Annotated in this window: 18 protein-coding genes; 6 read left to right on the top strand and 12 right to left on the bottom strand. The window is 73.0% G+C overall.

Annotated elements, in window-relative coordinates; all coding sequences use genetic code 11:
* Positions 1 to 92 precede the first annotated feature (92 nt).
* Both ACQPWW_RS25745 and ACQPWW_RS25740 read right to left on the bottom strand, forming a co-directional pair.
* Positions 93 to 1,349, bottom strand: coding sequence for a TolB family protein (locus ACQPWW_RS25745; RefSeq protein WP_433126091.1), 1,257 nt, complete (start codon positions 1,347 to 1,349; stop codon positions 93 to 95).
* 56 nt (positions 1,350 to 1,405) lie between these two features.
* Entirely contained in the window at positions 1,406 to 3,238 is a 1,833-nt protein-coding gene (locus tag ACQPWW_RS25740) for a DUF2079 domain-containing protein (protein ID WP_433126090.1), read from the bottom strand.
* A 225-nt stretch (positions 3,239 to 3,463) separates the two neighbouring features.
* On the opposite strand from ACQPWW_RS25740, the gene ACQPWW_RS25735 reads away from it, so the two are divergent.
* A complete protein-coding gene (locus ACQPWW_RS25735; RefSeq protein WP_433126088.1) occupies positions 3,464 to 4,699 on the top strand; it encodes an extracellular catalytic domain type 1 short-chain-length polyhydroxyalkanoate depolymerase in 1,236 nt (411 codons plus the stop codon).
* Between the two features lie 54 nt (positions 4,700 to 4,753).
* Here ACQPWW_RS25735 and ACQPWW_RS25730 read toward each other — a convergent pair whose 3' ends face one another.
* Positions 4,754 to 5,653: a TIGR01777 family oxidoreductase gene (locus ACQPWW_RS25730; RefSeq protein WP_433126087.1), complete on the bottom strand. Its 900-nt coding sequence runs from the start codon at positions 5,651 to 5,653 to the stop codon at positions 4,754 to 4,756.
* 321 nt (positions 5,654 to 5,974) lie between these two features.
* Between ACQPWW_RS25730 and ACQPWW_RS25725 the strand changes: the two genes are divergently transcribed.
* Entirely contained in the window at positions 5,975 to 6,817 is an 843-nt protein-coding gene (locus tag ACQPWW_RS25725; protein WP_433126086.1) for an NAD(P)H-binding protein, read from the top strand.
* 31 nt (positions 6,818 to 6,848) lie between these two features.
* Here the strand turns inward: ACQPWW_RS25725 and ACQPWW_RS25720 are convergent, their stop codons facing one another.
* Complete coding sequence (locus ACQPWW_RS25720; protein WP_433126084.1) at positions 6,849 to 7,847, bottom strand: aldo/keto reductase; 999 nt, start codon at positions 7,845 to 7,847, stop codon at positions 6,849 to 6,851.
* Positions 7,848 to 7,903: 56 nt separating this feature from the next.
* Here ACQPWW_RS25720 and ACQPWW_RS25715 point away from each other — a divergent pair, with 56 nt between their 5' ends.
* Positions 7,904 to 8,299 carry a MerR family transcriptional regulator gene (locus ACQPWW_RS25715; protein WP_433126083.1) on the top strand — a complete coding sequence of 132 codons (396 nt, stop codon included), beginning with the start codon at positions 7,904 to 7,906 and terminating at the stop codon, positions 8,297 to 8,299.
* On the opposite strand, the gene ACQPWW_RS25710 is transcribed toward ACQPWW_RS25715, so the two are convergent.
* Both ACQPWW_RS25710 and ACQPWW_RS25705 read right to left on the bottom strand, forming a co-directional pair.
* On the bottom strand, positions 8,289 to 8,777 hold the full coding sequence (locus ACQPWW_RS25710) for a hemerythrin domain-containing protein (RefSeq protein WP_433126081.1): 489 nt from the start codon (positions 8,775 to 8,777) through the stop codon (positions 8,289 to 8,291). The two genes, ACQPWW_RS25715 and ACQPWW_RS25710, sit on opposite strands and share 11 nt — an antisense overlap.
* Before the next feature lie 91 nt (positions 8,778 to 8,868).
* Entirely contained in the window at positions 8,869 to 10,206 is a 1,338-nt protein-coding gene (locus tag ACQPWW_RS25705; RefSeq protein WP_433126079.1) for a low temperature requirement protein A, read from the bottom strand.
* Between the two features lie 206 nt (positions 10,207 to 10,412).
* On the opposite strand from ACQPWW_RS25705, the gene ACQPWW_RS25700 reads away from it, so the two are divergent.
* Positions 10,413 to 11,348, top strand: coding sequence for an SDR family NAD(P)-dependent oxidoreductase (locus ACQPWW_RS25700; protein WP_433126078.1), 936 nt, complete (start codon positions 10,413 to 10,415; stop codon positions 11,346 to 11,348).
* A 60-nt stretch (positions 11,349 to 11,408) separates the two neighbouring features.
* Here ACQPWW_RS25700 and sucB read toward each other — a convergent pair whose 3' ends face one another.
* The gene (sucB, locus tag ACQPWW_RS25695; RefSeq protein WP_433126076.1) at positions 11,409 to 13,250 is read right to left on the bottom strand and encodes a 2-oxoglutarate dehydrogenase, E2 component, dihydrolipoamide succinyltransferase; all 1,842 of its coding nucleotides are present in this window, start codon (positions 13,248 to 13,250) and stop codon (positions 11,409 to 11,411) included.
* A gap of 65 nt (positions 13,251 to 13,315) precedes the next feature.
* Positions 13,316 to 14,707, bottom strand: a complete 1,392-nt coding sequence (gene lpdA, locus ACQPWW_RS25690; protein ID WP_433126075.1) for a dihydrolipoyl dehydrogenase — start codon at positions 14,705 to 14,707, stop codon at positions 13,316 to 13,318.
* A 179-nt stretch (positions 14,708 to 14,886) separates the two neighbouring features.
* On the opposite strand from lpdA, the gene ACQPWW_RS25685 reads away from it, so the two are divergent.
* Complete coding sequence (locus tag ACQPWW_RS25685; RefSeq protein ID WP_433126074.1) at positions 14,887 to 15,216, top strand: hypothetical protein; 330 nt, start codon at positions 14,887 to 14,889, stop codon at positions 15,214 to 15,216.
* 50 nt (positions 15,217 to 15,266) lie between these two features.
* On the opposite strand, the gene ACQPWW_RS25680 is transcribed toward ACQPWW_RS25685, so the two are convergent.
* Positions 15,267 to 16,841: a leucyl aminopeptidase gene (locus tag ACQPWW_RS25680; RefSeq protein ID WP_433126073.1), complete on the bottom strand. Its 1,575-nt coding sequence runs from the start codon at positions 16,839 to 16,841 to the stop codon at positions 15,267 to 15,269.
* Between the two features lie 162 nt (positions 16,842 to 17,003).
* On the opposite strand from ACQPWW_RS25680, the gene gcvT reads away from it, so the two are divergent.
* The gene (gene gcvT, locus ACQPWW_RS25675) at positions 17,004 to 18,134 is read left to right on the top strand and encodes a glycine cleavage system aminomethyltransferase GcvT (RefSeq protein WP_433126072.1); all 1,131 of its coding nucleotides are present in this window, start codon (positions 17,004 to 17,006) and stop codon (positions 18,132 to 18,134) included.
* A 120-nt stretch (positions 18,135 to 18,254) separates the two neighbouring features.
* Here gcvT and ACQPWW_RS25670 read toward each other — a convergent pair whose 3' ends face one another.
* The 3 genes from ACQPWW_RS25670 to ACQPWW_RS25660 all read right to left on the bottom strand — a co-directional run bounded on the left by ACQPWW_RS25670 (position 18,255) and on the right by ACQPWW_RS25660 (position 22,275).
* On the bottom strand, positions 18,255 to 19,550 hold the full coding sequence (locus ACQPWW_RS25670; protein ID WP_433126071.1) for a DUF2314 domain-containing protein: 1,296 nt from the start codon (positions 19,548 to 19,550) through the stop codon (positions 18,255 to 18,257).
* Positions 19,551 to 19,616: 66 nt separating this feature from the next.
* Entirely contained in the window at positions 19,617 to 20,390 is a 774-nt protein-coding gene (locus ACQPWW_RS25665) for an adenosylcobinamide-GDP ribazoletransferase (RefSeq protein WP_433126070.1), read from the bottom strand.
* Positions 20,380 to 22,275: a bifunctional adenosylcobinamide kinase/adenosylcobinamide-phosphate guanylyltransferase gene (locus ACQPWW_RS25660; protein ID WP_433126069.1), complete on the bottom strand. Its 1,896-nt coding sequence runs from the start codon at positions 22,273 to 22,275 to the stop codon at positions 20,380 to 20,382. The genes ACQPWW_RS25665 and ACQPWW_RS25660 overlap by 11 nt, the downstream gene beginning before the upstream one ends.
* Positions 22,276 to 22,424 lie beyond the last annotated feature (149 nt).

Raw genomic sequence — 22,424 nt, 5'->3', positions numbered from 1 at the left:
AGCCGCCTCACCAGACACGATCACGCCCGCTGCCGGCGCTGGCGCGCGGCCCCGTCGGCTGACCGTGGTCGCGCGGCCCCGGCCGGGCCGCGTCACGTCGCCACCGGGCCGGTCGCGGCGCGGCGGCGGCGAACGCGCCGGACGACGAGGGCCACGGCGAGCAGCGGCGGCACGGCCAGCGCGAGGTAGAGCCAGAGCGGGGCGGCGAACGGCGACGGCCGGCGTTCCGGGCCACCGAACGCGCCCCGGGTCAGCAGGTCGCCCGGCACCACCAGGTCGGTCGACCCGACCGGCGCGGTCACCAGCACCTCCCGGCCGCCGCTTGGCGACACCGCGACCAGGGTGGCCTGCCGGTCCGTGTCCGGCAGCGTCCCGCGCACCTCCTCCACCACCGGGTCGTCGCCGCGCCAGCCGACGATCTCGCTGGTCGAGGCGGCGACCGGCAGCGGCGGACCGACCGCCTGGCCGGTGGCGGCATCCAGGAACTCGATCCGCAGGGTGCGGGCCGCCGTCTGCTCCGCCGTGCACGTCAGCCCGGCGCAGCCGTCGAAGGCGAGCAGGGTGATCCGTCGACCGTCCGGGTGCCAGGCGGCCGGCCCGGCCAACATCCGCCGATCGCCCAGGTCGACCTGCCACCGGGGGGCGCCGCCGGCCGGGTCGACGACCACCAGCCGTTGTCGCGCGGCGATCGACGCCGCCGGGTCGGGGGGACCGGCCACCGCCAGCAGGTCACCGCCGGGCGACCAGGCCGCCGCGTGGTGGGCGGCGAAGGTGCCGGCGGCCACCACCCGCTCGGCGCCCTGGAACGGGTCGACGACGAGCAGGTCGTCGGGTTTCTCCGGGTCGTTGAGCTGCTGGTTGTCCGGTCCGTAGGTGATCACCGTGTCGTCGTTGCGGCGGGTGCCCAGCACGTGCCGCCCATCCGGCGACCAGGCCAGCGGGGCAACCCCCGGGGGCACGGTGCGGCGCTGGCGGCCGGTGGTGAGATCCAGCAACTCGCCGGAGCCCGGCCGCAGGTAGTGCCGCCCGTCCGGGGAGAGCAACCCGTGCCCCTCGGCGATGTCGATCGGGATCAGCCGGTACGCGCCGTCCCGGTCGACGAGCACACCCGTGGACTCGAAGTAGCGGGTGCGGTCGGTGAAGAACATCAGGGCGGCCGGACCGGCCGAGCGTTGCTCCACGGTGGCCTGCCACAGCCACGGATTGTGCACCCGGCCCGGGACCGCGTCGGCCGTGCGGTCGGCGACAGCGCTTGTCGCGGCCGTGGCCGAGGGCGCGCTGAGCGCCACGAGCCCCAGCGCGACAGCGGCCGTGGCCCCGCGCCGCAGTTGACGGCCCATCGATCCCATCGGCCCATTAGACGCGACGGCGACCCGTCGCGATGCCCCGGTCGGTTGCGTCGCGGCTACCGGTCGGTCGGCGGAATCCGCCAGAGCCAGACGTCGTCGACCCGCTGCGGCTCGCCGAACAGGGCGGTGGCGGTACGCCGCACCGCCTCCTCGTCGACCTCGAACTTCGCGCCGTGCACCCGGTCGGCGAGCACCACCGTCTCGATCCGCCAGTGCCGCAGGTCCGACTGGACCTCCCGGATCGTCCCGTCGGTGACGATCGGCGCCAACCCGGTCCGGCCGGCCTGGTCCATCAACGCGCTCAGGGTGCGGGGCACCGGGCCGATCCGGCCGCGCCCGTCCGGCCCGCCGGGGCCGAGGAAGAAGCCGCCCGGAATGGCGAACTCACCCTGCCGGTGCGACAACGCGTACGCCTGCCAGCGTTGGCCGTCCGGGTAGATGTCCACTGTCAACGGCACCGGGGTGAGCACGCCGTCCGGTGAGACGTAGTCCCGCCAGGTGCCGGAGGTGATGAACCGGGGAATGGGCTCTCGCTCGTCGGTAAGCAGCGGGGTGGGCAGCAGCGGCACCAGGGCCGCCGCGAACCCGAGCACCCAGGCCAGCTCCGTGGGGCGGTACCGGGGTGGCGCGGCGCGCAACTGGTCGACGGCGTATGCCAGCACCAGCCCGATCACCGGCGCGACCACCAGCGCCAGCCGGGCCGGCAGCGCGGCGTTCACCACCGGCAGTTGTCCGAGCAGGTCGAACGGCATGGGCAGGTCGGTGCGCCGCCCGTCGACCTTCGCGATCGGGCCGAAGGAGAGCACCGAGAAGACCAGCGCGAGGACGCCCAGCGCCCAGAGGGTGGCCCGGCGGCCCGGGTCGGCCCGCCGCCACAGCGCGACGAAGCAGATCACGGTCAGCACCAGCAGCGGGATGCCGAAGAACGAGTTCTCCTCGGTCGGGTTCGGCGCCAGCGAGGTGCCCAGCCCCGCCTCGCCGGCCAGCGAGCGGCGCGGGAACGCGGCGAACGCCGCGATGTCCTCGGAGTGGATCACCGGGTCGAAGCCGGTGCCGTGGAACCGTTGCGGCCCGGCGAAGTGCAACCACAGCGGGTACGACAGCAGCACGCCGGCCACCACGGCGGTCACCCCGAGCCCGCGCAGGAAATTGGGCAGCGCGGCGCGTGCCTCGGCGCGGTTGGCCGGGTGCAACGCCCAGATGGCGACGAACACTCCCAGCGCCAGCGCCGCGAAGAAGAGCCCCTCGGCGGCGATCGAGAAGGCCACCGCGACCAGCACGCCGAGGATCACCCCGTCGCGTAGCCAGTGCCCGGCTCGGCGCAGCGCGAACAGCCGCCAGATCAGCAGCGGCACCAGCCAGCCGGCGGTCCAGTTCAGGTGCGCGTTGGCGTGCGAGACCATGCCGGGGGAGTAGGCGATGAACAGGCCGCCGACCCCGGCGGCCAGCCGACTGCGGACCAGGTGCCGGGAGAGCAGCCAGTACCAGGCCAGCGCCGTGGCCAGCAGGTTCAGGGTGAGGATCACCAGGAAGGTGGCCGGCGGCCCGATCAGGTACGTGAGCGGGGCGAAGACCACCGCGTACACCGTGATCGAGGTGTTGACCGCGAGGTTCACGCCGTCCGGGACGTTGATCAGGTACGTGAAGAACGGGTTCTCCCCGTGGGTGACAGCGTGCCCGCCGAAGGCCAACAGCCACTCGAAGAGCGCCTGGTCGCTGGAGTTGACCGTGATGGCGCGGACGTTGGGGTCCCGCCACAGCCCACTTGTCACCCAGACGGCGAGCGCGAGCGCCACCAGCACGACGATCAGGTCGGTCCGGCGGTCCCGGACGACGCGCGGCGGTGACGCTGGTGCGGGCCCGGTGGCCAGCGACGGGGAGGACGGCACGCAGCGGACGTTACCAACCGGACCTGGACAGGCCGGTCAGACCTGCAAGGAGGGGACCGTTGTTGTCGCGTGGGGTTGGGGAGGACTCGCGTCGACGGTGCGGCGTACACCTTGGCGCTCGTGAATGTGTGAGCGCGGCCCATGTCATGGCGGCGACACATCGCCGTAACGTCACGGCAATTCGACAGTGACCCAGTTCACAGTTCGCCCCCTCAGGAGGCCGCCGTGCGCCGCTCCTCGTCCATCCTCACCCGGCTGATCGGCGTGGGCGCCGGGCTCGTCCTCGCCGCAGCCGGCGCGGTCGCCGTCGCCGCACCCGCCCAGGCCGCGACCCTCACCCAGGTCACCGGGTTCGGCTCCAACCCGGGCAACCTCGCCATGTACGCCTACCGGCCGGACAACCTGCCGGCCAACTCCCCAGCCGTGGTGCTGCTGCACGGCTGCGTCCAGAACGCCTCCGGGTACTTCGCCAACTCCGGCTGGCAGAAGTACGCCGACCAGTGGAAGTTCTCCCTGATCGTCGCCCAGCAGCCCTCCGGCAACAACGCCAACTCCTGCTTCAACTTCTTCGAGGCCGGCGACACGGCCCGGGGTCAGGGCGAGGCGCTGTCCATCAAGCAGATGGTCGACCACGCCAAGGCGAACTTCGGCGTGGACGGCTCCCGGGTCTTCGTCAGCGGGCTGTCCGCGGGCGGGGCGATGAGCGCGGTCATGCTCGCCACGTACCCGGACGTCTTCGCCGCCGGATCGATCATCGCGGGCATCCCGTACCGCTGCGCCACCAGCATGGTCAACGCCTTCAGCTGCATGAATCCGGGCGCGGACAAGACCCCGGCAGCCTGGGGCGACCTGGTCCGGGGCGCGTACTCCGGCTACACCGGCCCGCGCCCCCGGGTGGCCATCTGGCACGGCACCTCGGACACCACCGTCACACCGCTCAACGGCACCGAGTCGCGGGACCAGTGGACCAACGTGCGCGGCATCTCGCAGACCCCGACCAGCACCTCGTCGCTGCCCGCCAACACGAGCCTGGAGGTGTACGGCAACGACGAGGTACGTCTGTACCGGGTCTCCGGCATGGGTCACGGCACTCCGGTCGACCCGGGTTCCGGGGCCGACCAGTGCGGCACCGCCGCTGCGTACTTCCTCGACACCATCTGCTCGACCTACCGTGACGCGCTCTTCTTCGGCCTGAACGGCGGCGGCACCACCCCGACCCCCAGCCCCACGGCCACCCCCACCGCGACCCCGACGGCCACCCCCACCCCGACCGCGACGCCCACCACGCCGCCGACGTGCGTGACGGCCAGCAACTACGCCCACGTGACGGCGGGTCGGGCGTACCAGTCCGGCGGCTACGCCTACGCCAACGGCTCCAACCAGCGGATGGGCCTCTACAACACCTTCTACACAAGCGTCCTCAAGCAGACCGCCCCCAACTACTGGGTGATCGGCTGCTGACCCACCCCCCACGCGAGGGCCCCTTCCGACCCGACGGGAGGGGCCCTCTTCCCGTCAGTCGCCGAGGGCGGCGCGCAGTGCCCCGGGCAGATCGGGGTGCTGGTACGGGAAGGCCGCACGGGTCAGGGCGCCGGGAAGGACCCTGGTGCTGGTGAGAGCCTCGTGGGCGAAGCCGCCGAGGGCCACCTTGAGCGCCAGCGCGGGGATCGGGATGATCGCCGGGCGGTGCAGCTGCCGGGCCAGCTCCCTGGTGAACTCGGCGTTCGTCACCGGGTTCGGGCCCACCACGTTGACCGGGCCGGCGACCTCGTCGTGGTCCAGCAGGAAGCGCATCGCGTCCAGCCAGTCGGCCAACGAGATCCACGGCAGCCACTGCCGGCCACTGCCCAGCCGGCCGGCGATGCCCAGCTTGAACGGCAGCAGCTGCGGCTTGAGCAGCCCCCCGTCGCGGTCCAGCGGCAGCCCGGTACGCAGGCGTACGACGCGTACCCCGGCGTCCTCGGCCGGCCGGGTCGCGGCCTCCCACACCCGGCAGACGTCGGCCAGGAACCCCTCGCCGGCCGGTGCGTCCTCCTCGACCGCCCGGTCGCCGGTGTTGCCGTACCAGCCGACGGCCGAGGAGTTGAGCAGCACCCGGGGTCGGTCTTCGGCGGGCAGCCCGGCGATGGTGGTCGCCAGCGTGGTGGTGCTGTCCACCCGGCTGGTGCGGATCAACCGGCGGTAGTCGTCGTCCCAGCGCTTGTCGCCGACGCCCGCGCCGGCCAGGTTGACCACCGCGTCGGCCTCGGCGACCACGGCCGGGTCGAGCTGTGCGGCGGCCGGGTCCCAGCGCCGCTCCTGCGGGTCGCGCGGCGACCGACGGACCAGCCGGGTGATCTGGTGCCCGTCCGCCGAGAGCCGGTCGGCCAGCCGGGTGCCGAGGAAGCCGGACGCGCCGGCCAGAAGGATCCGCATGCTCCCATCTTCGCCCAGAACGCCACCGGTGGATGCGTGGGGCGGCCGACGTCACCGGCCGCGGGACGGACCGGCGAAGAAATCCGCGCACGTCCCCGTGCGGCGCGGTAAAGGCAGGTCAACGGGCCTCCCGGGGGCCGAAAAAGGCTACCGCGCGCTTTCGGTGGCTGGCGCGTTTCCGCAGGTCAGAGCGAACGTGAACGGGGTGTTCGCGATTGCTTCCCGCATCGATCTGGCTGACCATGAGTCATCCGAGAGCGCCCCCGAATGGCGGGGTCGGCTCACCCTGCCCGCATTCGGGCCGATCCCTGAGGAGGGACCATGCCGATCCTGGTGACCGGAGCGACCGGAACCGTCGGAGGCAGCCTGGTGCGGCAACTGGTGGCCGCCGGCCACGACGTACGGGCCCTGACCCGCAACCCGGCGACCGCCGCACTGCCCCCCGGGGTGGAGGTGGTGGCCGGCGACTTCGCCAGGCCCGCCACGCTGGCCGCGGCGCTGCGCGGCGTGACACGCATGCACGTGATCGGGATGGACGGGGCCGGGCCGCTGACCACCGGCGCGGAGATCCTGGAGCTGGCCCGGCAGGCCGGCGTCCGCCGGGTCACCCACCTCGGCCACAACGACCCGAGCCGGGCCGACGACGACCCGATCGAGGCACCCCACCGTCTCCTGCACCGGGCCATCGAGGACTCGGGCCTGGAGTGGACGCACGTCTTCCCCGGTGAGTTCATGGCGAACACCCGCGAGTGGGCGGCGGACATCCGGACCGAGGGGGTGGTGCGGGCGCCGTTCGGCAACTGGACCAGCGCGCTGGTCCACGAGGCGGACATCGCCGCGGTCATCGTGGCCGCGCTCACCGAGGACGGCCACGCCGGTCGGGTGTACCAGCCGACCGGTCCGGAGCCGGTCCGTCGCCGGGACGCGGTCCGGATGATCGGCGAGGCGATCGGCCGTCCGGTGCGCTTCGACGAGCTGACCCCGGAGCAGGCCCGCGAGTACTGGAAGGACCACTACCCGACCGAGGTGATCGAGTGGTTCCTGGAGATGGGGCGGTATCCCGAGGGCAGCAACTGGGTGGCCCCGGACGTCGAGCAGGTGACCGGACGCCCCGGGCGTACGTTCCGGCAGTGGGCCGCCGAGCACGCTGACGACTTCCGCTGACGACGCCCGGGGCGAGGGGCCGGGTCGGTGGTCAGGCCGCCTGGGCGGGACGCAGGTCGGCCAGGAGCCGCTCCACCTCCGCGTACGCCTCGGCACTCAGCGGGCCGAGCGCCAGGGTGGCCAGGTTCTCCTCGGCCTGCGGCACAGTGCGCAGGCCCGGGATCGGCACCGTACGCGGGCTGCGCGCCAGCAGCCAGCCGAGCGCGCCCTGCGCGAGGGTTCGCCCGTCGGCGGTGAGCGCCGCCCGGACCTGGTCCACCCGGGCCGCCCAGCGTGGCGTCGGCCGGCCGTCGGAGAACCACTCCAACCACTCCGGCGCCCGCCCGCGCACGTCGTCCACCCCAACCGCCCGGGTCGAACCGGTGAGCAGCCCCATCGCGAGCGGCCCGCGGTTGAGGCTGGCCAGGTCGTGGCTGTCGCAGACCGCCAGCACCGCCGGGTTGTCGCGCAGCACCGACTCGTCGTGCTGGATCGCGGCGCAGTGCGGGCCGGCGGCCGCGAACGCCTCCGCCGAGGCGGGGTTGTCGGTGCTCCAGCCGTACGCCCGGATCATGCCCTTGTCGACAAGGCCCTCCAGGGTGTCGACAAGGTGGAGCGCGGCGGGCACCGGCAGCTCGTTGATGTGCAGTTGGTACAGGTCGACGTGGTCGGTGCCGAGCCGGCGCAGCGAGTCTTCCAGGCTGCGGACCACGAACGTGGGGCTGGCGTCGGTGCCGAGCGCCCGCCGGGTGCTCTCCTCGCTGACGTTCCCGAACTTGGTGGCGATCACCGCGCTGTCCCGCCGGCCGGCCAGGGCTCGGCCGAGGATCCGCTCGCTGTGCCCGGCACCGTAGTTGCTCGCCGTGTCGAACAGTGTCACCCCGAGATCGAGCGCCCGGTGGATGGTGCGGATCGACTCGTCGTCGTCCACCTCGCCCCAGCCGAACGGCTGCCCGTCGTCGCCCCAGAGTGGCCCGCCGATCGCCCAGCACCCCATCCCGATGGCGCTCACCGTGATGCCGCTGCGTCCCAGCGTGCGTGTCGTCGTCATGGCGACCAGCCTCCAACCTGGAGTGCGCTCCAGGTCAAGCACTACGATCTCGCGACATGAGCGGTTACGCCCCCTCGGAGGCCGCCCGCCGCAGCGGCTTCAGCCTGGACACCCTGCGGTACTACGAGAAGATCGGTTTGCTCGCCGACGTGGAGCGGACGGCGGGCGGGCAGCGGGTCTTCACCGATGACGACCTCGGCTGGCTGGTGCTGTTCCGCTGCCTACGCGACACCGGGATGCCGATCGCGCAGATGCGCCGCTACGCGCAACTGGCCCGCGAGGGCGAGCACACCGCCGACGAGCGGCGGGAACTGCTGCGGTGCCACGCCGCGCGGGTGGAGGAGCAGATGCGCCTGCTCCAGCGCCAGTACGACCACCTCCGCGAGAAGATCCGCTTCTACGAGCGGCCGGCCGAGCCGGTCAGCGGGATCGGCCCAGCCGTCAGCGGGTGACGTGCGGCGGCGCGCTCAGGCCGAGGAGGTCCTCTGTCGTCCCGGGCTGGCCGGTGAGCGCGTTCAGTGCGGTGACCAGCCGTTTCTCCTCGTAGCGGAAGTGCGACTCCAGCAGCGCGGCCAAACCGTCAAGCTCGGCGCGCAACTGGGCGACCGGCACCGCCGTGTCGCCGCCCAGCAACGCCTCGACCCGCTCCAGGATCCCCGCCACCACCTGGTGGTCGGTGATCAGGTTCGCGATGACCGGGCGCAGCTCGGGGACCTGCTCGGCCAGCAGGTGGAACGCGCCCGCGTCCTCGCCGGTGTGGTGTCGGCCGAGCGCGGCACAGAAGGTCAGGCAGTGCGCCCGCAGGTCCCGCGACGGGGTGTCGGGGCTGGCCCGGAGGCGGGCCAGTTCGGCGCTGAGCCAGAGGTGGATCTCGATCATCTGATTGCCGACGGCGGCGAGCCGGCCGGCCGGTGAGTTGCTCGGGTGCACGTGTGTCCCATGCTGTCCCGCGCCTCCATGCCCACGGCGGCCTTCGGGCCGGGCGCACTGCGACGCTGCGCCGGAGTCTATCCCGGTGGGGTCACGGGGTGGTGGGCTCGTCAGTCTCCCGGACGTCGTGCCAGCGGGCCCGCCAGGCGGCCTCGTGGGCCTCGTGGGTGGTGCGCTCCTGGAAGACGGCAGCCCGTAGCGCGTGCCGCGAACCCGACATCACCATCACCTCCACGATGATCATCCCCACGCAGATCACTGTCGCGAGGGTGAGTGTGCCCAGCGCCGGCAGGTGCTGACCGATCGGCAGAGCCGCCGTGAGCACCACGATGACGCCGACGCGGGTCCAGGTGAGGGTGTGCAGCGTGCGCAGCTGGAACGCCAGGTTGACAGCGAAGTAGCAGATCAGTCCTCCGAAGAGCATTGGCACCGCTGGTCCCTCGACCTTCTCGGCGATTCCGCCGGCCGGGTCAGTGATCTTGTGCAGGACCTCCTCGTTGCCGATGGAGAAGAGGATCACCCCGGCGATCATCGGCAGGTAGAGGTACGCGTACGCGTCGCGGGCCATGGCCACCCGGGGGCCACCCTCCGCCGCGTGCAGGGCGATCCGGGCGGCCGGCCCTATGAAGTCGAAGTGCGCCCACCAGAGGGCGGCCGTGATCACGATGCCGAGCGCCGCGGCCGCCACCGCCGGCCAGGTCACCGGCTTGCCGAGCAGATTGCCGCCCACCCCGGTGGAGATGATCGACTCACCCAGCGCGATGATCAGAATGAGGTCGTAGCGCTCCGTCCAGTGCTCGGCGCTTGTCACCCCCCAGCCCCAGGTGCCGACGATGAAGCCGGTGGCGTACTGCACCACCACCACGGTGATCCACAGCCCGTCGCGGACCATGGCGGCCTGGTCCGGGTCGGCGATCTGCGGCGGGATCAACGCGGCGGCCAGCAGCAGCACGATGCTCACCGCCAGCTCCGGGGCGAAGCGCCGCAGCTGCCGGCGCTCCTGCGGGCTGTCCTTCACCACGTGCTGATAGAGGATCATGTGGACCGCCCGGACCACGACGTAGCTGATGGCCACCAGCATCGGGCCGCCGGCGATTCCCTTCGGATCGCTGAACGCCTGCGGCAGCGCCAGCGCGAACGCGAACAGGGCCACCATCGCGATCACCATGAGCACCGGCACGTAGCCCTCGCCGAGCCGGACCCGGGTGGCGACCAGGCTGTGCACCACCCAGATCCACCAGAGCACGGCGAGCACCAGACCGGCGTGCAGCAACTGTCGGCCGGAGATGTTGGCGGCGGTCGCCCGGGTGATGATGAAGAACGAGAAGACGAAGACCAGGTCGAAGAAGACCTCGAACTTGTCGACCCGGGCACCGGGGGCGATCGGGACGGCAGGACCCAGTTGCCCACGCCGCCGGTAGCTGCCCACGGTCCCACTCTGGCAGCGTCCGGCCTGGCCGAAGGCCCGAACGGCGATGGCGCCGCGGCCGAGCGTTACCTCCGGCCCCGGGCGGGAACGCCTGGACCGGCCTTCATTCGGTCCGGAGCGCCGTCTGTCGGCGCGGAGGCCGAATCCTGGCCGCCAGCGGCCTCCGGCAACGGGCCGATCCGACCCACCCTGGACAAGGATGGATCATGACGACGAAGAACCCGATCACCACGTCATTCGCCCACACCTCCACGGCCATGGACGTGATCCGGGGCGTGGACCTCGTCGGCCGGCGGGCGATCGTCACCGGCGGATCGTCCGGCATCGGCGTGGAGACCGCCCGTGCCCTGGCCAGCGCCGGCGCGGAGGTCACCCTGGCCGTCCGCAACCCCGACGCCGGCCAGCAGGCCGCCGACGACATCACCGGCACCACCGACAACGACCGGGTCATGGTCGCGCCGCTCGACCTCGCCGACCAGGGGTCCGTCGCCGACTTCGTCGCCAACTGGGACGGCCCGCTGCACATCCTTGTCAACAACGCCGGCATCATGGCCGCGCCCCTGAGCCGGACGCCGCAGGGCTGGGAGATGCAGTTCGCCACCAACCACCTGGGACACTTCGCGCTCGCCACCGGGCTACGCCCGGCGCTCGCCGCCGACGGCGGGGCCAGGATCGTCTCGGTCAGCTCCGCCGGCCACCTGCGCTCACCGGTGGTCTTCGAGGACATCCAGTACGACCGGCGGGAGTACGAGCCGTGGCAGGCGTACGGGCAGTCCAAGACGGCGAACGTGCTGTTCGCCGTGGAGGCGAGCCGGCGCTGGGCCGACGACGGCATCACTGCCAACGCGGTGATGCCCGGCGCGATCCGGACCAAGCTGCAGCGCTACGTCAGCGAGGAGGAGCTGACCCGACTGCGCGCGGACAACGCGGCGGCCTGGAAGACCGTCGAGCAGGGTGCCGCCACCTCGGTGCTGGCCGCCGCGTCGCCGCTGCTCGACGGCGTGGGCGGGCGCTACTTCGAGGAGTGTCAGGAGGCAGCCCCCGCCCAGCCCGGCCGCCGGACGGGAGTCGCGGCGTACGCGCTGGACCCGGAGGCCGCCGAGCGGCTCTGGAAGGTCTCTACCGATCTGCTGAAGGGTTGAGGACCAACGACAAGGCGCCCCGGTCGACGACCGGGGCGCCTTGTCGGCGTTGGCGTGGGATCAGGAGAGGCCCAGCTCCGACTCGAAGTTGCCGGCCTCCAGCCGCTCCTTGACAGCGGTCAGGAAGCGGGCCGCGTCGGCGCCGTCGATCAGCCGGTGGTCGTAGGACATGGCCAGGTAGACCATCGACCGGATCGCGACGACCTCGCCCAGCTCCGGGTCGTTGACCACGACCGGACGCTTCACCACGGCACCCGTGCCGAGCATCGCCGACTGCGGCGACGGCACGATCGGGGTGTCGAAGAGCGCGCCCCGGCTGCCGGTGTTGGTGAGCGTGAAGGTCGCCCCGGCCATCTCGTCCGGGGTGATCTTGTTGGACCGGCTGCGCTCGGCCAGGTCGGCGATCCGCTTGGCGATGCCGCCCATGTTGAGCTCACCGGCGTTGTGGATGACCGGCACGAGCAGCCCGCGCTCGGTGTCCACGGCGATGCCCAGGTGCTCGGCCGCCGGGTAGGTGATCGTGCCGCCCTCCAGGTCCATGCTGGCCTGGATGATCGGGTACGTCTGGAGCGCCTCGACGGCGGCGAGCGCGAAGAACGGCAGGAAGGACAGCTTCACGCCGTGCTTGGCCTGGAACGACTCCTTCGCCCGCGTCCGCAGCTTGGCGACCCGGGTGACGTCCACCTCGACGACGGTGGTGAGCTGGGCGGTCTCCTGGAGCGACTGCTGCATCCGCTTGGCGATTGTCGCCCGGATGCGCGGCAGCTTCTCGGTGGTGCCCCGCTTGCTGCTCGGCTGCGGCTTCGCGGCCGGCTTGGCCGGGGCCGCCGACGGCGCGGCGGCCGGCTGCGCGGCGGCGGGAGCGGCCTTGGCGGCCTTCGCCTTCTCGGCCGCGTCGAGGACATCCTGCTTGCGGATCCGGCCACCCACGCCGGTGCCGTTGAGCGAGGCCAGGTCGACGCCGTGCTCACCGGCCAGCTTGCGGACCAGCGGCGTGACGTACCCGGCGGCCTCCTCGCCGCCGCCCGGTGCCGGGGCGGACGGGCGCGGCGGCGTCGAGGCCGGCGCGGCCGGCTGGGCGGCCTGCTCGGTCTTCGCCGGCTGCGCCGAGCTCTCGGTCTCCGCGGCCGGCTCGTTGTACGACATGCCCGGGGTCGGCTCCTCGACCTTCGGCGCCGGCTTCGGCTCGGCCTTCGGCGCCGGCTTGGCCTCCGCCTTCGGCTCGGGCTTCGGCTCGGTCTTCGCCGGCGCGGGGGCCGCGCCGGCAACGCCGATGATCGCCAGGTCGGCGCCGACCGCTGCGGTCTCGTCCTCGGCGACCTTGATCTCCAGCACGGTGCCGGCGACCGGCGACGGGATCTCGGTGTCGACCTTGTCGGTGGAGACCTCCAGCAGCGGCTCGTCGACCTCGATGGTCTCGCCGACCTGCTTGAGCCAGCGGGTGACAGTACCCTCGGTGACGCTCTCACCCAGGGCGGGCATCTTCACCGCGGTGCCCTCGCCCGACGAGGCGGTGGCCGGAGCCGGCGTCTCGGCCGGGGCCTCGTCCTGGGCGATCTCGTCGGCGGTGCCCTCGGCGGCGGCCGTCGGCTCGGCGGCCGGCTCGACCGCCTCGGCCGGGGCCTGCTCCTGCGGTGCGGCCTCGCCGCCACCGGTCGACTCGCCCTCACCAGCGATGACGGCGAGCTCGCTGCCGACCTCGGCGGTCTCGTCCTCGCCGACCACGATCCGGCTCAGCACGCCCGCCGCGGGCGACGGGATCTCGGTGTCGACCTTGTCGGTCGAGACCTCGAGCAGGGGCTCGTCGACCTCGACAGTGTCGCCCTCCTGCTTGAGCCAGCGCGTGACGGTGCCCTCGGTGACGCTCTCGCCGAGCCGGGGCATGGTGACCGATACCGGCATTTTCTGAGACTCCTTCATTCCCCTGGTGGGATCTTCGCCCGTCGCCGGACGCCGCGGTTGGATGGTCAGGCGTGTGCGTGCAGCGGCTTGCCGGCGAGGGCCAGGTGCGCCTCGCCCAGGGCCTCGTTCTGGGTCGGGTGGGCGTGCACGAGCTGGGCGACCTCGGCCGGGTAGGCCTCCCAGTTGTAGATGAGCTGCGCCTCACCGATCAGCTCACCCACCCGCGCGCCGACCATGTGGACGCCGACGACGGGGCCGTCCTCGACCCGGACCAACTTCACGAAGCCGGCGGTCTTGAGGATCTGGCTCTTGCCGTTGCCGCCGAGGTTGTAGTTGTACGCCTTGACCTTGTCGGCGCCGTACTGCTCCTTGGCCTTCGCCTCGGTCAGGCCCACCGACGCCAGCTCCGGGTCGCAGTAGGTGACCCGCGGGATGCCGACCTCGTCGATCACGGCCGGGGTCTGCCCGGCGATCTCCTCGGCGACGAAGATGCCCTGCTGGAAGCCGCGGTGCGCGAGCTGGAGGCCGGGCACGATGTCGCCGACCGCGTAGACGTTCGGCACGCTGGTGCGCAACCGCTCGTCGGTCAGCACGTAGCCGCGGTCCATCTTGACGCCCTGCTCCTCGTACCCGAGGTTTGCGGTGTTCGGGCCGCGACCGACGGCGACCAGCAGCAGCTCGGCCTCCACGGTCTCGCCGCCCTGGATGGTCAGCTTGACGCCGTTCTCGGTCTTCTCGACCTTCTCGAACGGCTTGCCGACCTTGAAGTTGATCTTCCGCTTGCGGAACGCCCGCTCCAGCGCCTTCGACGACTCCTCGTCCTCGGCGGCGACCAGCCGGGGCAGCGCCTCGACGATCGTCACGTCCACGCCGAAGGACTTCCACACGCTTGCGAACTCGACGCCGATCACGCCGCCACCCAGGACGATCACCGACGACGGGATCCGGTCCATGGTCAGCGCGTGGTCGCTCGTGATGATCCGCTCGCCGTCGACCTCCAGGCCGGGCAGGCTCTTCGCGTACGAGCCGGAGGCCAGCACGATGTTGCGACCGGTGTAGCGCTTGCCGTCCACCTCGACCACGTTCTTGCCGACAAGCTTGCCGTGGCCCTCGATGATGGTGATCGCCTTGTTGGTCTTCAACATGCCCTGCAGGCCCTTGTACAGGCGGGCGACCACACCGTCCTTGTACGAGTTGACCCCGGCCATGTCGATGCCGATCAGCTCGGTCTTCACGCCGAACTGCTCCGACTCGCGGGTCTGGTCGGCGATCTCGGCCGCGTGCAGCAGCGCCTTGGTCGGGATGCAGCCGTTGTGCAGGCAGGTCCCGCCGAGCTTGCCCTTCTCGATCAGCGCGACCTTCAGGTCCAGCTGGGCGGCGCGCAGCGCCGCCGCGTAACCGCCGCTGCCAGCTCCGAGGATGACAATGTCGAAGGTCGCTTCGTTCGGCTCGCTCACGTCCAACTCCCAGGTCGCGTCACTGCATCGGGGGTCACGGGGGTGTAACACAGACACACCCCACCTCGGTCATCTTGTCACCACCGGGCACAGGGTGCGTACCGAGGTGCCCAACGACACGTCATCGACACGTACCCTTGGCACCGTTGTCGATGACGCACCGTTGGGGGAGAGAACCGGTGGGGTTGTTCCGGCGCCGCAAACAGACGGCTGTGTCGAGCCGTGACCGTGCCGCCGATCGTGGCGACCTGGACCATCTGGAGAACTTCATCCGGAGCCGGCGCGGCGTCGAGGCGTTCATCGAACCCCGGACGACGGTGACGCAGACCACCGTCATCCTGATCGCCGACGACGGGGAGTGGACCCGGCGGCGCATCGACGGCCCGGACGGCGCGCGGCGCTTCGCGTACCGGATGGGCATCCCGGTGTACGACGTCCGGCTGATGGGCTACCCGCAGCGGATGCGCGACTTCAACGAACGGCGCAAACGCCGCCCCGAGCGGTACTGAACGCGACCGGGGCGCCCCCCAGCAGGAGGACGCCCCGGGTCGGCGGATCGTCAGCCGTTGGCGGCGACATCCTCGACGAGCTGTACCAGCATGCGGACCGGAACGCCGGTGCCGCCCTTGGTCCAGTAGCCGGTCGGCTCGCCCGAGTGGTAGCTCGGCCCGGCGATGTCGATGTGCGCCCACGCCACGTCGTCGGTTACGAACTCGCGCAGGAAGACCCCGCCCTGCAGCATGTGACCGGCCCGGTCCATCCCGGCGTTCACCTGCGAGATGTCCGCCACGTCGGACTCCATGCCCTTGCGCACGTCGTCGGGCAGCGGCATCGGCCAGGCGGGCTCGCCGACGGCGTCGCCGACCGCCTGGACCCGCTCGCACAGCTCCGGAGTACCCATCACGCCCGCCACCCGCTTGCCCAGCGCGACCACCTGGCCGCCGGTCAGGGTGGAGGTCTCGAACAGGTAGTCGGTGCCGTCCTCGCAGGCGCGCGCCATCGCGTCGCCCAGGATCATCCGGCCCTCGGCGTCGGTGTTGAGCACCTCGACCCGCTTGCCGTTGTACATGGTGATCACGTCGCCCGGCCGGTAGCTGGTGCCCGACGGCATGTTCTCCGCCATCGGCAGGTAGGCGCTAACCGCCACCGCCGGCTTCAGCGCGGCGATCGCCAGCATGGCCGCGCCCACCGCGGCCGCGCCGCCCATGTCGGACTTCATCTCCCACATGCCCTGCGCCGGCTTGATCGAGATGCCGCCGGTGTCGAAGGTGATCCCCTTGCCGACCAGCGCGACCCGCTTGCCGTTGCCGCCGTCCTGCGGCGTGTAGGTGAGCTTCACCAGCCGGGGCGGGGCCTCCGAGCCCTGCCCGACCGCGACGATGCCGCCGTAACCGCCGGCGGCCAACTCCGCCTCGTCCAGCACCTCGACGCCGAGGCCCGCGTCCCGGGCGGCAGCGGCGACGGCGTCGGCGAACGACGGCGGACGCAACTCGTTCGGAGCGGTGTTCACCCAGTCCCGGGTGAGCCGGACCGCGCCCGCCACGACCTGCGCCCGGGTGACCTCCGCCTGGGCGCCCGCGTCGCCCGCGTCCGGCACCGCGATGAGCACCTCGGTCACCGGCTCCCGCCGGGTCGGCTGCGGCCGGGTCTTGTAACCGGCGAACCGGTACCCGCCGAGCAACGCGCCCTCGGCGACCGCGCGCAGCTCGGCCGACGCGTCAGTGTCGTCCGGCAGCGGCATGGCCAGCGCGACCCTCGACGCCCCCGCCAGGGCCCGGATCGCCGCACCGGCGGCCCGGCGCAGCACCTCCGGTGCCGGAGCGGCGCCCGACGGCTCCGGGCCGAGCCCCACCGCCGCGACCAGCGGAGCGGTCACGGTGCCCAGCGTGGCCAGCTTGATGACCTCACCCGGCCCACCGGTCGCGCCGAGCAGCGCCAGCGTCTCGGTCAGCTTTCCGTCGAACGCGGCGGCGATGCTCTCCGCGCCGCTGGCGAGCAGCAGGGTGCCGGCGAGGCCGCTGGTGGCGTCCTGCTCTCCGGTCTGGCTGTGCACGCCGATCACGATCGCGTCGACGGCGAGCTCGGCCGGGTCGGTGTCGACCAGGCTCAGGTTGGTGGTGCGGGGTGATGTCACTGAAGCTACTCCGGGCGGGCCGGGCCGGTCGCGGCGTCGCGTACCAGCGGTGAAGGTCTCCGGCGGAACGTACCCGCCGAACGTCAGGGCTGTCCCGCCGACAGCGCCAGCGGGCTCCCGCCGATGCTAACCAGCGAGCTCGCCCCCGGTAAGTTGCCACCCATGACCGACGTGACCTTCGACGCCGCCGCGACCCGGCTGCGCCGTTCCCCGCTGCACGAGCGGCACATCGCCGCCGGCGCCAAGTTCGCCCCCTTCGGGGGCTGGGAGATGCCGCTGGAGTACGCCGGCGGCGGAGTGCTCAAGGAGCACACCGCGGTACGTACCGCGGTCGGGGTCTTCGACGTGTCGCACCTCGGCAAGGCCCGGGTGAGTGGCCCCGGCGCGGCCGACTTCGTCAACTCCTGCCTCAGCAACGACCTGGGCCGGATCGGTCCGGGCCGGGCGCAGTACACGCTCTGCTGCGACGACGCCACCGGTGGGGTGGTGGACGACATCATCGCCTACCTGTACGCCGAGGACCACGTCTTCCTGATCCCCAACGCGGCGAACACCGCCGAGGTGGTGCGCCGGTTGCGCGCCGCCGCGCCCGCGCAGGTCACCGTCACCGACGAGCACGAGGGGTACGCCGTGCTGGCCGTGCAGGGCCCCCGCTCGGCCGAGTTGCTGGCCGCCCTCGACCTGCCCACCGAGCACGGCTACATGAGCTTCTCCGCGGCGAGCCTGGCCGGGGTGGAGCTGACCGTCTGCCGCACCGGGTACACGGGCGAGCTGGGCTACGAGCTGGTGGTGCCGGCGGAGCACGCGGTGACCGTCTGGGACGCGCTGTTCGCCGCGGGGGAGGCGTTCGAGCTGCGGGCCTGCGGGCTGGCCGCCCGGGACACGCTGCGTACCGAGATGGGGTACCCGCTGCACGGGCAGGACCTCTCGCTGGACATCACCCCGGTGCAGGCCCGCTCGGGCTGGGCCGTCGGTTGGGACAAGCCGGCCTTCTGGGGCCGCGACGCGCTGCTCGCCGAGAAGACCGCCGGCCCTCGGCGTACGCTGCGCGGCCTGGTCGCCGTCGACCGGGCCATCCCGCGCCCCGGCATGACCCTGCACGTGGGCGACCGGCAGGTCGGCGAGGTGACAAGCGGCACCTTCTCGCCGACCCGCAAGCAGGGCATCGCGCTGGCCCTGCTGGACACCGACGCCCACCTGTCCGACGGCGACGAGGTCGAGATCGACATCCGGGGCCGCCGAGCCCCGCTGACCCTCACCAAACCCCCGTTCGTAAACCCCTCAGTCAAGTAACTCCCTCCCCACCCCGTCCCCCTCGGCGTTGATCATGAGGTTGACGGGCCGTTGAGAGATCAACGCCCCCGTTAACCTCATGATCAACGGGGTGGGGGTGGGGGTGGGGGTGGGGTGGGGTCAGCCGGTGGGGGTGGGGGGCTCGCCGGAGTCGAGGACTGCCTGGGTCCAGCCGCCCTCGATGACGCCTGTCGCGTCCAGGATGGCCCAGTCGACCACGTCGGACGTCTCCACGACCACCGGGGCGCCGATGCGGACGCTCGGGTCGGTGTTGGCGTCGCTGGCGCTGACGCCGACGATCCGCTCCGGGGTCTCCCACGAGGTCACGCCCGCCCAGACGTACTCCGGGCCGTCGTCGCCGGGCAGGCCGTACTTGACCACCAACTGCGACTCGGCGGGCAACCGACCGGCCACGAACCGGGCCCGCGCGTCGCCCAGCGCCTTGCGCGCGGTGGCGACCGCCTGGCTCATCGCGTCACCGGAGCGGGCGTAGCGCACGTCCGGCTGGATCCCGGAGAACAGGGTGGCGCAGGCGGCGGCGAAGTAGCGCCCGTCCGGGCCCGGGTGCCCGGCCGGCGGGCGCAGGCTCAGGAACGAGTCCGCCTCCGGGTCGGTCGCCGGGTCCAGCTCCAGGCGCAGCAGCACCGGGGCCGTCGCGCCGTGCTGCTCCGGATTGCCGTACGCCACCGCGATGTCGTGCCCGGTGACGGTGGCCAGCACCGGCAGCTGCACGAACGCCGGCACCTCCTCGCCGGTGAGCCCGTCGGTCCAGTCCCGCAGCAGCCGACGGGCCGCCCCGGTCATCACCGCGCCCCAGGCGCGGGTGAGGTGGTCGGGCACCCCCTGGGTCTGCAACTCGAGCAGCCCGAAGCGGCGCAGCCCCTTCGTGGTGAACCACAGCCCCTCGGTGTCTGACGAATACGGCACCAGCACCCAGTCGACAAGCCGGATGCGGCCCTGCTCGTCGGGGAGTGAGCGCAGCGCGGTAGCCGGGTCGAGGAACTGCAGCCCGAAGACGTCCACCACGTCGCCGTCGACGGATTCCGCCACCGCGGCCGCGACCGCGCGGGCCGCCCACTCGTGCGCGGGCGGCCAGCCGGGGCGGTACTCGGCCTGCACGACCACCAGGTGGGTCGCCGCGGCCAGCCGGGCCAACTGCTCCTCGGTGGCGCCGAACGCGGTGAGCAGGTCCGGTGGCAGCTCGGGAAAGTCGGCGATCGGCCGGGTGTCGACGCTCATCAGCGGGCTGTCCAGCATCTGCCGGGCCAGCCCGTGCACCGGCTCGGCCAGCCGGCCGCTCAGCGCCGCCACCGCGGTCTTCGCGCTGACCTTCGGCAGTCCCGCCATCGGCACCAGGTAGGTCGCGCTGAGCGACTCCGGCACCGGTACGGGCAGGAAGTCGTCCGTGATGAGCATGCTGGGTCCTTCGGTGGCCGTGCCGGTGCTGTCGAGCCGAACGCTACCCGGCCTGCCGTGCCCGGTTCAGGCGGACAGCACCAGACCCAGGTAGACCAGCGTGGTGACCACTTCCACTGTCGCGCCGAGCACGTCGCCGGTGATCCCGCCGAGCCGGCGTACCACGTGGGTCAGCAGCACGAGGGCGACGGCGAGTGCGGCGGCGACGGCCAGCGGCCCCTGCCACGGGCGGCCCGGCGCCGCGGGCACCGCCAGCAGCGCGACGGCGACCGCGCCGACGGCCAGCGCCACCGGGCCGACAGTGCCCGCCACCAGCGCGCCGAGCCCGTCCGGTCGGGCCGCCGGCACTCCCCGCCGGCAGGCCACTGTGACGCCGAACCGCCCCGCGGCGGTCGCCGCGACCACCGCCGCGAGAGCCGCCGGCCCGGACCGCCCCGCCAGGTCGGCAAGCGCCGCCGCCTGCACCAGCAGGACGACCACCAGGGCGACCACCCCGAACGGGCCGACGTCCGGCTTCTTCATGATCTCCAGTGCGGCCGCCCCCCGCCGGTACGAGCCGAGCGCGTCCACGGTGTCGGCCAGCCCGTCCAGGTGCAGCCCGCGGGTGAGCAGGGCGGCCACGCCGACCGTCACACCCCCGGCCACCAGCGGGGGAGCGAACGCGCCGGTCAGCAGCAGCACACCGGCCAGCAGGACGCCGAGCAGCGCGCCGACCGCCGGGGCGAGGGCCATCGCGGTGCCGGCGACCGGGCGGTCGATCCGCCCGGCCCGCACCGGCAGCGTGGTGAACGTGGTGACCGCCAGCCGGGTTCCCGCGAGGAACCGCGACTCAGCCGGCACGCCAACCCGACGCCGGCTGCTCGTCCGCCCCGGTGCTCGCCGGACCCGGACCGGCCGGCTCCGGCTCGGCGAAGTCGGACTCGTCGAGGTAGGCCGGCTCGTCGGCGCTCGGGCTCTGCTCCTCGTCGTCGCCGAGCGACGGGTGGACCGGGAGGGCTGCGGCCAGGGCGAGCACCGAGCGCAGCAGCGGGAGCGCGACAAGCGCGTTCGCGCCCTCGCCGAGATCCATCCGCAGGTCGAGCAGTGGGGTGAGGCCGAGCACGTCGGCGGCGAGCCGCACCGCCGGGTGACCGCCGTGGTCGGCGAGCAGACACCAGTGCCGGGCCTGCCCGGCCAGGTCACGGCTGACCATGCCGGCGGCCAGCCCGACCGGCCCGTCGAGCAGCACCGGCACCCGGCGGGCGGTCGCGCCGAGCAGCACGCCGCTGGCCACCGCCACGTCGCCGCCGCCCAGCTCGGCCAGGATGTCCTTGGCGCCGCGCGACGAGCGGCGGGTGCGGTGCAGCGCGTCGCGTACCGCCGCGCAGCGGATCATCCACGCCGCGTCGTCGATCTCGCCGGACCCGGTGATGACCCGGCCCAGCACGGCGGGCGGCTCCGCGCCAGCGGTCGCCGCGAGCACCGCCGCGGCCGCCGCCTCGGTGCCGGCTCCGCACGCCCCCAGCACCAGCAGCTGTACGCCCGCGTCGGCGGCCTGCTCGGCGAGCCGCCAGCCGTAGCGCAGCGCGGACTCCACCTGGTCGAGCGAGAGCGCCGGCTGGTCCTCCATCGGCGCGGCGGCCGGAGTGTCCACCACCTGGAGGCTGGCGCCACTCTCGGCGGCGAGTCGCGCCAACGCGCCCCGGCCGGCGCGGGCCTGTGCGGCCCGCCGCGCCGACTCACCGGCGACGGTGCCGGCCGACGCCCCGCCGGCGTGGTCGCCGTGCAGCAGCAACACCCGCACCGACCCCCAGGCCTGGGGCGTGGCGGTGCCCTGGGTGGCGGCGGCGAAACCGACCACCCGGTCCAGCACGCCCAGCCCGGCGCCCGGTACGTCCAGCGTGGCCAGTCGGTCCACCGCCTGCGGGCCCGCGTACTCGTCGGGCATCGGCAGCTCCATGCCGGGCTGGATGACCAGCCCGGTGGCCACCATCGGCAGCGCCATGGTCGGGGCGGCCCAGTTGTTGCCGGACTCCTGGGCTGGCACGACCGGCGGCGCGTGGGTCAGCACCTCGGGCAGCTGCACCTCGGGGGTGGGTTCGGCGTCGGCCAGGCTCGCCGCCACCACCTGGGCGCTCGCGCTGGCGGGGGCCGCGGGCTCGGTCACGTTGGCGGCGACCGCCGGGCTGGCCACGCCGGCGGCCGACTTCAGCCAGACCGGCTGGCCGGCGACCACCAGCGCCACAGTGTCGCAGGCGTCGGCGACCGCGCGGTTGGCCGCGCCCAACGCGTCGGTGAACGCCCGACCCAGCGGGGTGGTCGGCACCAGCGACAGCCCCACCTCGGGGCTCACCAGCACCACCCGGGCCGCGCAGGCGCGGATCGCCTCGGCCAGCTCCGCGATCGTCGCCACGTCGTCGGCCGGCTGGTGATCCGGGTCGAGCAGCACCGTCACCCAGCCACCCAGGTCGTCGACGAGCAGCGTCTCGTTGGGCTCGGCGGACGAGAGCACGTCGGCGAGCCGGCGCGGGTCCTCGGTGGTCTCCTCGGTGGTCCAGCTACCCGGCCGCCGGGCGCGGTGCGCCGCCAGCCGGGTCGCCCACTCGGTGTCCTCCGGGTCGCCCTCGGGCGCGGTGGCGAGGTAGCGGACCACCGGCGCGTCGGTGACCAGGGACTCGGCGAACTCGGACTTGCCGGACCGGATACCGCCGAGCACCAGGACCGTGTTCCACCCGTCTACGGACATGCCCGTACCTTAGTTCTCCTGCCTCGGGTCCGGGCACGTCGCCCCAGCCCTGCCGAAGATCGAAAGTCCGTTCCGCCTCCATTGCTGGCAAGCGTCCGCTTCCCCCGCGTGATCTCTTCCACCCCGCGCCGCTCAGCCCGCGATTCGCT

Source organism: Micromonospora sp. CA-240977, assembly GCF_050942285.1.
Classification (GTDB): Bacteria; Actinomycetota; Actinomycetes; order Mycobacteriales; family Micromonosporaceae; genus Micromonospora.
Note: the sequence above shows the minus strand (reverse complement) of the source record. Positions and strands in the feature narration are given on the sequence as shown.

Bases quoted from the DNA above. Each gene is read 5' to 3' on its own strand.
- ACQPWW_RS25745 (WP_433126091.1), bottom strand. From the start codon at position 1,349: ATGGGATCGATGGGCCGTCAACTGCGGCGCGGGGCCACGGCCGCTGTC.
- ACQPWW_RS25730 (WP_433126087.1), bottom strand. From the start codon at position 5,653: ATGCGGATCCTTCTGGCCGGCGCGTCCGGCTTCCTCGGCACCCGGCTG.
- ACQPWW_RS25725 (WP_433126086.1), top strand. From the start codon at position 5,975: ATGCCGATCCTGGTGACCGGAGCGACCGGAACCGTCGGAGGCAGCCTG.
- ACQPWW_RS25720 (WP_433126084.1), bottom strand. From the start codon at position 7,847: ATGACGACGACACGCACGCTGGGACGCAGCGGCATCACGGTGAGCGCC.
- ACQPWW_RS25715 (WP_433126083.1), top strand. From the start codon at position 7,904: ATGAGCGGTTACGCCCCCTCGGAGGCCGCCCGCCGCAGCGGCTTCAGC.
- ACQPWW_RS25700 (WP_433126078.1), top strand. From the start codon at position 10,413: ATGACGACGAAGAACCCGATCACCACGTCATTCGCCCACACCTCCACG.
- sucB (WP_433126076.1), bottom strand. From the start codon at position 13,250: ATGCCGGTATCGGTCACCATGCCCCGGCTCGGCGAGAGCGTCACCGAG.
- gcvT (WP_433126072.1), top strand. From the start codon at position 17,004: ATGACCGACGTGACCTTCGACGCCGCCGCGACCCGGCTGCGCCGTTCC.
- ACQPWW_RS25670 (WP_433126071.1), bottom strand. From the start codon at position 19,550: ATGCTCATCACGGACGACTTCCTGCCCGTACCGGTGCCGGAGTCGCTC.
- ACQPWW_RS25660 (WP_433126069.1), bottom strand. From the start codon at position 22,275: ATGTCCGTAGACGGGTGGAACACGGTCCTGGTGCTCGGCGGTATCCGG.